Source organism: Streptomyces sp. LX-29 (genome assembly GCF_029541745.1).
Classification (GTDB): Bacteria; Actinomycetota; Actinomycetes; order Streptomycetales; family Streptomycetaceae; genus Streptomyces.
In genome coordinates this window covers 1,865,343-1,877,779 of record NZ_CP089746.1, presented here as the reverse complement: position 1 = coordinate 1,877,779, position 12,437 = coordinate 1,865,343, and the positions used below count along the sequence as shown (strand labels likewise).

The window sequence follows — 12,437 nt, the reverse complement described above, 5'->3', positions numbered from 1 at the left end:
TGCCGAGAGGGCACCGGGGCGCTGCACGTCCGCCGAGGTCAGGCCGTTACGGCACCGACCTCGACGCCGTGCTCGGCGGCGAGCCGGCGAAGATCTTCCAACTCGGCCAGCTCCACCTCGGCGAGAAAGTCGTCGCCCGCCTCACGAGCGCGGTGGAGATCGTTCTTCGTGGTCTCTATGCGCTGCAGAATGCCTGCGGTGAACGCGTCCATAACGGCGCCCCCTCGTCTGGGTCGGGTCGTCGGCACGGGGGTGTGCCCTGAGGGTGTCCTCCAGCCCGGAGGCCGGGACGGAGGGGCAATCACGTGCGTGGTCCCTGCGCGGCAGAGAGTCGAGCGGTGCCTGGGGCGTGCCACATAACAGGGCGTGATCGCGGGTGTGCAGTCGTCCTCCCCACCCCTTGAGGGACGGAAACCTCAATCACCGAAGGAATCCGGGACAGGACCCCCTTACCGCCGGTTTATGAGACTTCGAGGCAGGATGGAGGCTCTCGCGACGCACGCGCAGTGCACGCTGAGTGAAGGATGGCCCGCCCCCGCGTACGAAACCGGCAGGGCCGGCATGGTCACGATGAAAGGACTAGCGACGTGCGTGTACTCGTCGTCGAGGACGAGCAGCTGCTCGCTGATGCGGTGGCCACGGGGCTGCGCCGGGAGGCCATGGCCGTCGACGTCGTGTACGACGGCTCCGCCGCCCTGGAGCGTATCGCCGTCAACGACTACGACGTCGTCGTCCTCGACCGCGACCTGCCGCTGGTCCACGGCGACGACGTGTGCCGCCGGGTCGTGGAGCTGGGCATCCCCACCCGGGTGCTGATGCTCACCGCCGCCGGCGATGTCAGCGAGCGCGTCGCGGGGCTGGAGCTGGGCGCCGACGACTACCTGCCGAAGCCGTTCGCGTTCAAGGAGCTGACCGCACGGGTGCGGGCGCTGGGTCGGCGTACCACCGTGGCGCTGCCGCCGGTCCTGGAGCGCGCCGGCATCAAGCTGGACCCCAACCGCCGCGAGGTGTTCCGCGACGGCCGGGAGATCCACCTCGCGCCCAAGGAGTTCGCCGTCCTGGAGGTGCTGATGCGCAGCGAGGGCGCCGTGGTCTCGGCAGAGCAGCTGCTGGAGAAGGCCTGGGACGAGAACACCGACCCGTTCACCAACGTGGTCCGGGTCACCGTCATGACGCTGCGCCGCAAGCTCGGTGAGCCGGCCGTGATCGTCACCGTGCCCGGCTCGGGATACCGGATCTGATGGCCGCGGCGACGAACCCGCCGCCACCGCCGGTGGCCCCTCCGAAGCCCGGCTGGGACCCGCCGGGCATGCGCCGGACCCCTTGGCTGCGCCCCACGATCCGGATACGGCTGACGCTGCTCTACGGCGGGATGTTCCTGATCGCCGGCGTGCTACTGCTGACGATCATCTATCTGCTGGCCGCCCAGGCCCTGCACCTCGGCAACGAGCTGCCGTTCGAGCTGGTCTCCGGCAAGGTCTACCCGACCAACAACACCTGCCCGGAGATCGTCGGCAAGGACCTGAACCCGGACGCCTTCAACGCGGCGCTCAACGACTGCATGCAGGAGCAGCGGCAGCTGGCGCTCAGCGGGCTGCTGCGCCGCTCGTTGCTGGCGCTGATGGGCCTGGCCGTGATCGCGTTCGCCTTCGGCTACGGGATGGCCGGCCGGGTGCTCTCGCCGCTGGGCCGGATCACCCGCACCGCCCGCCAGGTGGCCGGCTCGGATCTGTCCCGGCGGATCCAGCTGGAGGGCCCGGACGACGAGCTCAAGGAGCTCGCGGACACCTTCGACGAGATGCTGGACCGGCTGGAGCGGGCCTTCACCGCGCAGCAGCGGTTCGTGGCCAACGCCTCGCACGAGCTGCGCACCCCGCTGGCGATCAACCGGACCCTGCTGGAGGTGCAGCTCTCCGACCCGGACGCCTCTCCGGAGCTGGCTCAGCTCGGCAAGACCCTGCTGGCCACCAACGAGCGCAGCGAGCAGCTGGTGGAGGGCCTGCTGCTGCTGGCCCGCAGCGAGAACGAGATCGTCGACCGCAAGCCGGTGGACCTGGCGGAGGTGGCGCTGCGCGCGATCGAGCAGGCCCGGGGCGAGGCGGAGGCCAAGGGCGTGGAGCTGCGCGGCAGCCGCAAGCCGGTGGTGGTCCAGGGCAACGGTGTGCTGTTGGAGCGGATCGCGCTGAACCTGGTGCAGAACGCCGTGCGCTACAACCTCGCCGAGGGCGGCTGGGTGGAGGTCTCGACCGAGGCCGAGCGCGGCGAGGCGGTGCTGGTGGTGAGCAACAGCGGACCGGTGGTCCCGGCCTACGAGGTCGACAACCTCTTCGAGCCGTTCCGCCGGCTGCGCACCGAGCGCACCGGCAGCGACAAGGGCGTGGGGCTGGGACTCTCCATCGCGCGCTCGGTGGCACGGGCGCACGGCGGCAGGATCACGGCGCAGCCGCGCGAGGGGGGCGGTCTGGACATGCGGGTCGTGCTTCCGCTCTGACCTCGCACTCCCTCTCGGGCTCGCGAGGCACTCCGTCTCGGGAGCGCGGGGCCGTGCCCGCGCTCCGAGATGGTTGTACGCTGTCGGCCATCGAGGTTCGCTTTGGGAGGAATTTTCAGGATCAGGCACCCATCTCGTCCTTGTGTGATCGATCACATGGCCGATTTTCCGGCCATCTACGCTCAGTGATCACCTCGGTCGGTGGAAGGCCCGGAAAATCCGGGTTTCCGGGTGTCGTGATCACGGGAAGTACACGTCATGGCATATGTGCCAGGTGGCTTCCGGACCGTGTACGGTCGCGTTCGCCACTCAACCCGATCGCCTCTTAGAGGTGCGGTTGGGTGTCGATTGAGTAACAGACCTTGATGTGAGGCAAAATCTCCGCCTCGGGTCGGGCACAAGACCGGCCCCTCACGCGTTACGTGCGCTGGAGACACCGCAGACACCCAGAGGGGGAGAGCGACATGGCAACGGATTACGACACCCCACGCAAGACCGACGACGACGTCGATTCGGACAGCCTGGAAGAACTGAAGGCTCGACGGAACGACAAGTCGACTTCGTCCGTCGACGTCGACGAGTTCGAAGCGGCCGAGGGCCTGGAGCTCCCGGGCGCGGACCTCTCGAACGAGGAACTGGCCGTCCGTGTGCTGCCGAAGCAGCAGGACGAGTTCACCTGCATGAGCTGCTTCCTCGTGCATCACCGCAGCCAGCTGGCCTCGGAGAAGAACGGCCAGCCGATCTGCCGCGACTGCGCGGCCTGACGGCCGGATCCGGCGTGGACGCGGCGCGGCGCGACGGGCACGTCGAGCGGGGCCGGGTGGCCTCGCTCGCGGTCGCCTGCGGTCGCGGTGCGAGGGCGGCCACGGGGCGGGGCGGTGCGAGTGTGCGGGCGGGGCTGACCACCATCGTCGAGCGCATCATCGCCAACGCCCCGCGCGTTCCCGTCCGCGATCTCGCGACACTGCGCCGGCAGTTTCCCGGGCTCGGCCCGGAGGAGCTCGCGGACAAGCTGGTGGCCGGTGCCGTCAACGGCACCTCCACCGTGGGTGCGGGCGTGGGCGCCGCGGCGATGCTGCCGGTCCCGCCCGCCATGCCCGCCGAGCTGGCGGCCGAGATCATCGGCGTCGCCTCCATAGAGTTCAAACTCGTCGCCGAGCTGCACGAGGTCTACGGGGTGCGGGCGCCGGGTGGGACCGCCCAGCGCGCCATGGCCTATCTCGGCGCCTGGTCCCAGGAGCGCGGCATCGACGTGGCCGTCCCGGCCACGGTGAACGCCGCGTTCGGCGTCCAGCTCCGGCGCGAGCTGCGTCAGCAGGTCATGAAGCGAAGCTTCCGCAATCTGCCGGGGCTGGCGCCCTTCATGATCGGCGCGGTCGCCGGTGCCACGATGAACCGACGTGACACCCGGAAGCTGGCCCGCAAGGTGCGCAAGGACCTGCGCGCCCGGCAGATCCCCTGGGAGGCGCTGCCGCCCGCGGACGGCGCCGTACAGGCGACGTAGGCCCGGGTCCCCGGCGCGACGTAGCGCGGCCTCCGGCGCGGGGATGGGGCATCGGCTCGGACCCGACCACCGACCGTGCGCATCCGTCGACGCGTCGTGCGCCCCCGCGCGTCCGCCGACGCGCTCCGGGCCTGCTCGCGCGTCTCCGTGCGGTGGTGCGGCGAGTCCCTGCGCGCCCGCGCGGACGGGCCGGTCCGGCCCGTCTCCCGTCGGCGGCGTCCTCAGCCGGCCCGCACCGCCTCCAGCGCCGCCGCGAGCCGCTCCGGACGGCGGCTGGAGAGATAGAGATACGGAGTGGGGTCCTCCGGATCGGTGACCTCCACCCGGACGGCGGTCGGGATGTAGCCCCGCAGCAGCATGAACGCCCGCGTGTCGGCCTTGTGCCGGCGCCAGGCGGCCGCCTCCTCGGCGTTCAGCACCTCGATGGCGCCCAGGGCCGGCAGCGGGATCCGCGCGTCCCCGGCGACCAGCGAGTCGGAGAGCACCCGGATGCGCGCCGAGCCGTACGAGCTGACGGCGGTCGCGGACAGCGCGCCGCCGATGATGAGCCCGGCCAGCATCGGCAGGGTGCCGAGCGGCAGCAGGATCAACCCCATCGCGATCCCGGCCAGGAGCGCGATCAGCCACCAGGAACGGGGAGCGGTCAGGCGTTCTTCGTAGTGCTGCATGACCTCAAGCTTGGCACGACGGCCGAGGAGTACCTGCCGCGCGGGTAAGGTCTGGCGCTGTGAGTGGAAGAAGGACAGGTCTGACGCCGCCGGACGGGGCCAAGCCCCCGGTGCGGCACCCCGATGCGCCCGCACCCGGTGAGCTCATAGGAGCCCACTACGACCAGTGCTTCGGCTGCGGGGACGCCCAGCGGCACGGGCTGCGCCTGGAGGCCCGGGCGGGGGAGGGCGTCAGCCTCACCGCCGAGTTCACCGTCCAGCCCGCCCACCAGGGCGGACCGGGCCTCGCCCACGGCGGGGTGCTGGCCACCGCGCTGGACGAGGCGCTCGGCGCGCTCAGCTGGCTGCTGCGGGTGATCGCGGTGACCAAGCGGCTGGAGACGGAGTACGTCCGCCCGGTCCCGGTCGGCACCAAGCTGCACCTGGAGGCCGAGGTGACCGCGGTCGACGGCCGCAAGATCTTCTCCACCGCCACCGGCCGGGTCGGTGGCCCCGACGGTCCCGTCGCGGTCCGCGCCGACGCCCTCTTCGTCGAGGTGCCGATCGGCCACTTCATCGACAACGGCCGGCCCGAGGAGATCAACGCCGCGCTCGCCGACCCGGACCAGCAGCGGGTGGCCCGGGCCTTCGAGGTGAACCCGTGAGCGGTCGGCTCGTGGGCGCCTCCGCTCACCAAGGCGCTCATGCGATGAGCGACGACAGGAACAGGAGGCCGGCGTGGACCGGACGCCGCTAGACGTATTGATCCGCAGGGTGCACCCCGAGGTGCCGATCCCGGCCTACGCCCACCCCGGCGACGCCGGGGTCGACCTGGTCACCACGGAGGCCGCCGAGCTCGCGCCCGGCGAGCGCGCGGTGCTGCCCACCGGCGTCTCGATCGCGCTCCCGGACGGGTACGCGGCCTTCGTGCACCCGCGCTCGGGCCTGGCGGCACGCTGCGGTGTGGCCATGGTGAACGCCCCAGGGACCATCGATGCCGGGTACCGTGGAGAGATCAAGGTGATCGTGGTCAATCTCGACCCGCGCGAGACGGTGCGGTTCGAGCCCTTCGACCGCGTCGCTCAACTGGTCGTCCAGCAGGTCGAGAAGGTGCGCTTCCACGAGGTGGCGGAGCTTCCCGGTTCGGCGCGGGCCTTTGGGGGCTTCGGGTCCACCGGCGGCCATGCCGCCGTGGACGGCTCGACGGGTGGGAATGGATACGCTTCGGTCGGTTCCGACCGGGAAGGACAATGACGTGTTCGGACGTCGCCGCAAGCGCAGCGAGGAGGCTGTCGAGACCCTCGACGTCGCCTCCGAGGAGTTGGCCGGAGAGGCCGACGAGACCGAGGACGCGGCCGCGCCCGCGAGCAGGGTGAGCCTGCCCCCGGCACCGCGCCCGGACGGCCCGTGGGACGTCTCCGAGGTGCGCGAGCCCGGCGAGGGCCGCGTGGACCTGGGTGGCCTCTTCGTGCCCGGTGTCGAGGGCATGGAGCTGCGGGTGGAGGTCGCCGGGGACGCGATCGTCGCCGCGACCGTGGTGCTGCGTGACAGCGCCGTACAGCTCCAGGCGTTCGCCGCGCCCAAGAAGGAAGGCATCTGGAACGAGGTGCGGGACGAGATCGCCAACGGCATCACCCAGCAGGGCGGCGTCGTGGACGAGCTCGAGGGCACGCTGGGCTGGGAGCTGCGCGCCCAGGTCCCGGTCCAACTGCCGGACGGCACCAACGGCGTGCAGATGGTCCGGTTCGTCGGCGTCGACGGGCCGCGCTGGTTCCTGCGCGGAGTGATCTCCGGCCAGGGCGCGGTCAAGCCCGAGACCGGCAGCCTGCTGGAGGCGATCTTCCGCGACACGGTCGTCGTGCGCGGCGAGGGCCCGATGGCCCCGCGCGACCCGATCGTCCTCAAGCTGCCGAACGACGCGCAGATGGTGCCGGACGGGGTGCAGCAGGAGGACGCCGGCTCGCGGTTCGCGGGCGGCGCCGACCAGTTGCAGCGCGGCCCGGAGATCACCGAGGTGCGCTGACGCCTGTGCCGTACGGGGTCCGCGAGCGGCTCCGCACGGCGTGAAACCGGCTTGATCACGGCAGAAAACACACGGTTCCGGTGGGCCGTACCCCTGACAGGGGGTACGGCCCACCGGCGTTTTCGCAGGTAAGGACGGGGAGCGTCAGGGATCCGCTAAGAGCGCGCTAATGGCCGTAAGGGAGCCGTCAACGCCGGGTGCAAACGGACGGGTAGGCGCTTTCCTCTAGAGGTCCCCGAGGGCCGGTGGAGGCTTCCGCAGCCTCCCGGAGCGGGCCCTCTCCCCGAACCTCTCTAGGAGCTCACGATGGCCGACGTGGCCTTCGTCTTCGCCACGATCGCGGTCTTCGCGCTGGTGGCTCTCGTCGCCAGGGGGGTGACCAAGCTGTGACCGCGGAGAACATCGTCGGTCTCGTCGTGGCGGTCGCCCTGCTGGGCTACCTGGTCCTCGCGCTGGTCTTCCCGGAGAGGTTCTGAGCACCACGATGAGTTCCGAACTCGCTGGGGTTCTCCAGTTGGTCGCGCTCATCGGAGCGCTCGCCCTGGTCTACCGCCCCCTCGGCGACTACATGGCCGCCGTCTACAGCTCCACCAAGCACCTGCGCGTCGAGAAGCTGATCTACCGCTGCATCGGCGCCGACCCCAACACCGAGATGCGCTGGCCCGCCTATCTGCGCGGTGTGCTCGCCTTCTCCGCGGTCGGTGTGCTCTTCCTGTACGCGCTCCAGCGCCTCCAGGACCACCTGCCGCTCTCTCTCGGCTTCACCGCGATCAGCCCCGACCAGGCGTTCAACACCGCCGCCTCGTTCGTCGCCAACACCAACTGGCAGTCGTACTCGGGTGAGCAGGCCATGGGCCACGTCATCCAGACCGGCGGCCTGGCGGTGCAGAACTTCGTCTCCGCCGCGGTCGGCATGGCCGTGGCCATCGCCCTGGTCCGGGGCTTCGTCCGGGCCCGTACCGGCGAGCTGGGCAACTTCTGGGCCGACCTGGTCCGCGGCACCGTCCGCATCCTCATCCCACTCTCGATCATCGGCGCGTTGGTGCTGGTGGCCTGCGGCGCCATCCAGAACTTCTCCGGCATCCACGAGGTCGGCCAGTTCGGCGGCGGCAGCCAGCAGTGGAACGGCGGCGCGGTGGCCTCGCAGGAGGTCATCAAGGAGCTCGGCACCAACGGCGGCGGCTACTTCAACGCCAACTCCGCCCACCCCTTCGAGAACCCCGACGCCTTCACCAACCTCTTCGAGATCTTCCTGATCCTCGTCATCCCGTTCTCGCTGACCCGGACCTTCGGCAAGCTCGTCGGCAACGTCAAGCAGGGCTACGCGATCCTGGCCACCATGGCGATCATCTGGGTGGGCTTCACCGCCCTGATGATGTGGACCGAGTTCCACCACGGCGGCGCCGCGCTCCAGGAGGCGGGCGGCGCGATGGAGGGCAAGGAACAGCGGTTCGGCGTCGGCGCCTCGGCGATCTTCGCGACCAGCACCACCCTCACCTCGACCGGCGCGGTGGACTCCTTCCACTCCTCGTTCACCGGCCTCGGCGGCGGCCTCACCATGCTGGGCATGATGCTCGGCGAGATCGCGCCCGGCGGCGTCGGCTCCGGCCTCTACGGCATGTTGGTCATGGCGATCATCGCGGTGTTCATCGCGGGCCTGATGGTCGGCCGCACCCCGGAGTACCTGGGCAAGAAGATCAGCTCGCGTGAGATCAAGCTCGCCGCCTGCTACATCCTCATCACCCCGACGCTGGTGCTCGGCTTCACCGCGCTCTCCATGGCGCTGTCCGGCCCGCCGGAGTCCATCCTCAACGGCGCCGACTCCTCGGTGAACGGCAGCGGGGCGCACGGCTTCTCCGAGGTCCTCTACGCCTTCACCTCCGGCGCCAACAACAACGGCTCCGCCTTCGCCGGCCTCAACGCCAACACCGACTGGTACAACACCACGATCGGCCTGGCCATGCTCCTCGGCCGCTTCCTGCCGATGGTGTTCGTGCTGGCCCTGGCGGGCTCGCTGGCCGAGCAGAAGCCGGTCCCGGAGACCGCCGGCACCCTGCGCACCGAGAAGCCGCTCTTCGCGGGGCTGCTGGTCGGCGCGATCCTGATCATCACCGGCCTGACGTACTTCCCGGCGCTCGCCCTCGGCCCGATGGCGGAGGGACTCGCATGAGCGACCTGACCAAGGACGCGCCGCAGGCCACCACGTCTGTCGAGGACCCCATGTCCACTGCCACCTCCACGCGCCCTCCGGAGGGCCACTCCGCGCACCTCGCGCCCCACGACGACCACGGCGCCGGCCGGGTCTCCGGCGGGCTGTTCGACCCCAAGCAGCTGGTCAAGTCGTTCCCCGACGCCTTCCGCAAGCTCGACCCGCGGGTGATGGCCACGTCGCCCGTCATGTTCGTGGTCGAGATCGGCTCGGTGCTCACCACCGTGCTGGCCTGTCTGGACCCGGGCGACGGGTTCGGCTGGGCGATAGCGATATGGCTGTGGCTGACCGTCGTCTTCGCCAACCTGGCGGAGGCGGTGGCCGAGGGCCGCGGCAAGGCGCAAGCCGACACCCTGCGCAAGGCCAAGACCGACACCGTCGCGCGGCGGCTCGACGGCACCACCGAGGAGCGGGTGCCCGGCACCGAGCTGCGCGTCGGCGACTTGGTGGTCTGCGAGGCGGGCGACATCATCCCGGGCGACGGCGACGTCGTGGAGGGAGTGGCGTCGGTCGACGAGTCGGCGATCACCGGCGAGTCCGCGCCGGTCATCCGCGAGTCGGGCGGCGACCGGTCGGCGGTCACCGGCGGCACCAAGGTGCTCTCGGACCGCATCGTCATCAAGATCACCACCAAGCCGGGCGAGACCTTCATCGACCGGATGATCAACCTGGTCGAGGGCGCGGCGCGGCAGAAGACGCCGAACGAGATCGCGCTGAACATCCTGCTCGCCTCGCTCACCATCGTCTTCCTGCTGGCGGTCGTCACCCTCCAGCCGTTCGCGATCCACGCGGGCGCCGAGCAGACGATGATCGTGCTGACCGCGCTGCTGGTCTGTCTCATCCCGACCACCATCGGCGCGCTGCTCTCCGCGATCGGCATCGCCGGCATGGACCGGCTGGTGCAGCGCAACGTGCTGGCGATGTCCGGCCGCGCCGTCGAGGCCGCCGGCGACGTCTCCACGCTGCTGCTGGACAAGACCGGCACCATCACCTACGGCAACCGCCAGGCCGCGGAGTTCGTCCCGGTCAAGGGCACCACCGCCGCCGAGGTGGCGGACGCCGCCCAGCTCTCCTCGCTCGCCGACGAGACGCCCGAGGGCCGCTCGATCGTCGTGCTGGCCAAGGAGAAGTACGGGCTGCGCGAGCGGCACGAGGGCGAGCTGGTGGGCGCCGAGTGGGTGCCGTTCACCGCCCAGACCCGGATGTCGGGCGTCGACCTCGAAGAGGACGGCGTGGCGCGCAGGGTCCGCAAGGGCGCCACCGCCTCGATCATCACCTGGGTCAAGGAGCGGGGCGGGACCGTCGCTGCCGACACCGACCAGCTCGCCAGCCAGATCTCCGAGGCCGGCGGCACCCCGCTGCTCGTCGCGGAGGAGGACGAGCGCGGCGCCCGCGTCCTGGGCGTCATCTACCTCAAGGACGTCGTCAAGGACGGCATGCGGGAGCGGTTCGACGAGCTGCGCCGCATGGGCATCAAGACCGTCATGATCACTGGCGACAACCCGCTGACCGCCAAGGCGATCGCGGACGAGGCGGGCGTGGACGACTTCCTCGCCGAGGCCACGCCCGAGGACAAGATGGCGCTGATCAAGCGGGAGCAGGCCGGCGGCAAGCTGGTCGCGATGACCGGCGACGGCACCAACGACGCCCCGGCGCTGGCCCAGGCCGACGTGGGCGTGGCCATGAACACCGGCACCTCGGCCGCCAAGGAGGCCGGGAACATGGTCGACCTGGACTCCAACCCGACCAAGCTCATCGAGATCGTGGAGATCGGCAAGCAGCTGCTCATCACCCGCGGCGCCCTGACCACCTTCTCGATCGCCAACGACGTCGCGAAGTACTTCGCGATCATCCCGGCCATGTTCGCCGGGGTGGCGGGCTACGAGGGTCTGGACACCCTCAACATCATGCGGCTGGACTCGGCCGAGTCGGCGATCCTGTCCGCGGTGATCTTCAACGCGCTGATCATCGTCGCGCTGGTGCCGCTCGCCCTCAAGGGCGTGCGTTACCGCCCGATGAGCGCGGACAAGATGCTCCGCCGCAACCTGGGCCTCTACGGCCTGGGCGGCCTCGTCGCCCCGTTCATCGGCATCAAGCTCATCGACCTGCTCATCTCCCTCATCCCTGGCATCGGGTGACGACCATGAACAACTCCGTACGCAGCACAGCCCGGCTGGTGGGCGCGGGGCTCCGCGCGCTGCTCGTGCTCACGATCGTCTGCGGCGTGATCTACCCGCTGGTCGTCACGGGCATCGCCCAAGCCGCGTTCCACGACGAGGCCAACGGCTCCGAGGTGACGTCGGACGGCGAGGTCGTCGGCTCCGAGCTGATCGGCCAGAGCTTCGACCTGGACAAGAAGGACAAGGACGGGAACCCGCTGCCGGACCCCAAGTGGTTCCAGCCGCGGCCCTCGGCGGCGGGCACCAACGCCGTCAACACCCAGTACTCGATCGTCGTCTCCGGCGCCTCCAACCTGGCCGCCGACAGCAAGGTGCTGCTCCAGTCGGTGAAGGACCGCCGCAAGCAGGTGGCCGAGTTCAACGGCGTGCCGCAGGGCGAGGTGCCCGTCGACGCGATCACCGCCTCCGCCTCCGGCATCGACCCGCACATCTCCCCGGACTACGCGGAGCTCCAGGTCAAGCGGGTCGCCAAGGAGAACGGCCTGCCGGTGGGCACGGTCGAGAAGCTGGTCGAGGACCACACCGACGGGCGGATCCTCGGCTTCATGGGCGAGCCCCGGGTGAACGTCCTCCGGCTCAACGTGGCGCTGAAGGAGCTCCTCCAGAAGTGACCGGTCTGCTCGGCGGCACACCGAGCACCCGACCCCGAGGGCGGGGCGGCGCGTCCCCGGACGGCGCCGCCCCGCCCTCGGTCGTGTCGTGCCGAGCCGCTCCGCCGCCCCCGACCAGCCGTCCGCGGGTGCCGCGGGGCCGTCCGGCACGGCCCCGCGGCACTCCGTCGACGGTCACCAGACGTCGCCGTCCCGCCAGTCACAGATCAGCTCGCCGTCCAGGGCGAGCGGGGCGGACAGCGGCAGCACATAGGTGGAGTCGTCGTCCTCCTCCGTGCGCTCCACGCCCTTGGGGGTGAGCGCCGAGGTCGGACCCTGCCAGCGCACCCAGCCCAGCGCCTCGTAGAAGGCGGCCGCGTCATCGGCCGCGGACAGCGCCGCCACCTCGTAGGCCCCGCGCAGGACCGGCTCCAGGGCCCGCATCACGGCCGCCCCGTACCCCTGGCGACGCAGCTCCTCGCGGACCGCCACCGCCTCCACATAGCCGGCGCGCAGCGCCCGCCCGCCATGCACCAGCCGGCGCTGCACCACCGCGCCGTGCGCGGCCAGCACCCCGTCCCGCCACAGCAGGGCGTGCACGCCGCCCAGGCCGTGGTCCCAGTCCTCGTCGTCGAAATCGCCCTCGAAGGCCTCGTCCATCAGGGCGCGCACCGCGGCCAGCTCTGACGCGTCCAGCTGCCAGGTGTGCGCGATCCGTACCTGTTCGTTTAAGTCCCGTACGTCGGTCATGGCCGCCATGCTGGCAGCGGTTCCCCGTCCGGGCGACGGAATA

General features: G+C 70.8%; 14 protein-coding genes. 11 read left to right on the top strand and 3 right to left on the bottom strand.

The genetic code is table 11. The annotated features are described in order from the left end of the window. Window positions 1-38 precede the first annotated feature (38 nt). Window positions 39-212 carry a hypothetical protein gene (locus tag LRS74_RS08075; protein WP_186318898.1) on the bottom strand — a complete coding sequence of 58 codons (174 nt, stop codon included), beginning with the start codon at window positions 210-212 and terminating at the stop codon, window positions 39-41. Between the two features lie 375 nt (window positions 213-587). Between LRS74_RS08075 and LRS74_RS08070 the strand changes: the two genes are divergently transcribed. The 4 genes from LRS74_RS08070 (at window position 588) to LRS74_RS08055 (ending at window position 3,995) form a co-directional block, all read left to right on the top strand. Continuing rightward, window positions 588-1,241, top strand: a complete 654-nt coding sequence (locus LRS74_RS08070; protein ID WP_144382013.1) for a response regulator transcription factor — start codon at window positions 588-590, stop codon at window positions 1,239-1,241. Further along, entirely contained in the window at window positions 1,241-2,491 is a 1,251-nt protein-coding gene (locus tag LRS74_RS08065) for a HAMP domain-containing sensor histidine kinase (protein ID WP_277740365.1), read from the top strand. Before LRS74_RS08070 ends, LRS74_RS08065 begins: the two co-directional genes overlap by 1 nt. A 464-nt stretch (window positions 2,492-2,955) precedes the next feature. After that, a complete protein-coding gene (locus LRS74_RS08060; RefSeq protein ID WP_144382015.1) occupies window positions 2,956-3,255 on the top strand; it encodes a DUF4193 domain-containing protein in 300 nt (99 codons plus the stop codon). Beyond that, the gene (locus LRS74_RS08055; RefSeq protein WP_277744648.1) at window positions 3,252-3,995 is read left to right on the top strand and encodes a hypothetical protein; all 744 of its coding nucleotides are present in this window, start codon (window positions 3,252-3,254) and stop codon (window positions 3,993-3,995) included. Before LRS74_RS08060 ends, LRS74_RS08055 begins: the two co-directional genes overlap by 4 nt. A gap of 221 nt (window positions 3,996-4,216) precedes the next feature. Here the strand turns inward: LRS74_RS08055 and LRS74_RS08050 are convergent, their stop codons facing one another. Then, a complete protein-coding gene (locus LRS74_RS08050) occupies window positions 4,217-4,663 on the bottom strand; it encodes a DUF3093 domain-containing protein (protein ID WP_277740364.1) in 447 nt (148 codons plus the stop codon). Between the two features lie 59 nt (window positions 4,664-4,722). Between LRS74_RS08050 and LRS74_RS08045 the strand changes: the two genes are divergently transcribed. The 7 genes from LRS74_RS08045 (at window position 4,723) to kdpC (ending at window position 11,665) form a co-directional block, all read left to right on the top strand. Beyond that, entirely contained in the window at window positions 4,723-5,307 is a 585-nt protein-coding gene (locus tag LRS74_RS08045) for a PaaI family thioesterase (RefSeq protein ID WP_277740363.1), read from the top strand. A 73-nt stretch (window positions 5,308-5,380) separates the two neighbouring features. Next, on the top strand, window positions 5,381-5,896 hold the full coding sequence (dut, locus tag LRS74_RS08040) for a dUTP diphosphatase (RefSeq protein ID WP_144382019.1): 516 nt from the start codon (window positions 5,381-5,383) through the stop codon (window positions 5,894-5,896). A 1-nt stretch (window position 5,897) separates the two neighbouring features. Then, window positions 5,898-6,665, top strand: a complete 768-nt coding sequence (locus tag LRS74_RS08035; RefSeq protein WP_277740362.1) for a DUF3710 domain-containing protein — start codon at window positions 5,898-5,900, stop codon at window positions 6,663-6,665. 386 nt (window positions 6,666-7,051) lie between these two features. Beyond that, window positions 7,052-7,141, top strand: a complete 90-nt coding sequence (gene kdpF / locus LRS74_RS08030) for a K(+)-transporting ATPase subunit F (protein WP_033264828.1) — start codon at window positions 7,052-7,054, stop codon at window positions 7,139-7,141. A gap of 8 nt (window positions 7,142-7,149) precedes the next feature. After that, window positions 7,150-8,835 carry a potassium-transporting ATPase subunit KdpA gene (gene kdpA, locus LRS74_RS08025; RefSeq protein WP_277740361.1) on the top strand — a complete coding sequence of 562 codons (1,686 nt, stop codon included), beginning with the start codon at window positions 7,150-7,152 and terminating at the stop codon, window positions 8,833-8,835. Further along, the gene (kdpB, locus tag LRS74_RS08020) at window positions 8,832-11,012 is read left to right on the top strand and encodes a potassium-transporting ATPase subunit KdpB (protein ID WP_277740360.1); all 2,181 of its coding nucleotides are present in this window, start codon (window positions 8,832-8,834) and stop codon (window positions 11,010-11,012) included. The genes kdpA and kdpB overlap by 4 nt, the downstream gene beginning before the upstream one ends. Window positions 11,013-11,017: 5 nt before the next feature. Beyond that, on the top strand, window positions 11,018-11,665 hold the full coding sequence (gene kdpC, locus LRS74_RS08015) for a potassium-transporting ATPase subunit KdpC (protein ID WP_277740359.1): 648 nt from the start codon (window positions 11,018-11,020) through the stop codon (window positions 11,663-11,665). Between the two features lie 174 nt (window positions 11,666-11,839). On the opposite strand, the gene LRS74_RS08010 is transcribed toward kdpC, so the two are convergent. After that, window positions 11,840-12,394: a GNAT family N-acetyltransferase gene (locus tag LRS74_RS08010; protein WP_277740358.1), complete on the bottom strand. Its 555-nt coding sequence runs from the start codon at window positions 12,392-12,394 to the stop codon at window positions 11,840-11,842. Window positions 12,395-12,437 lie beyond the last annotated feature (43 nt).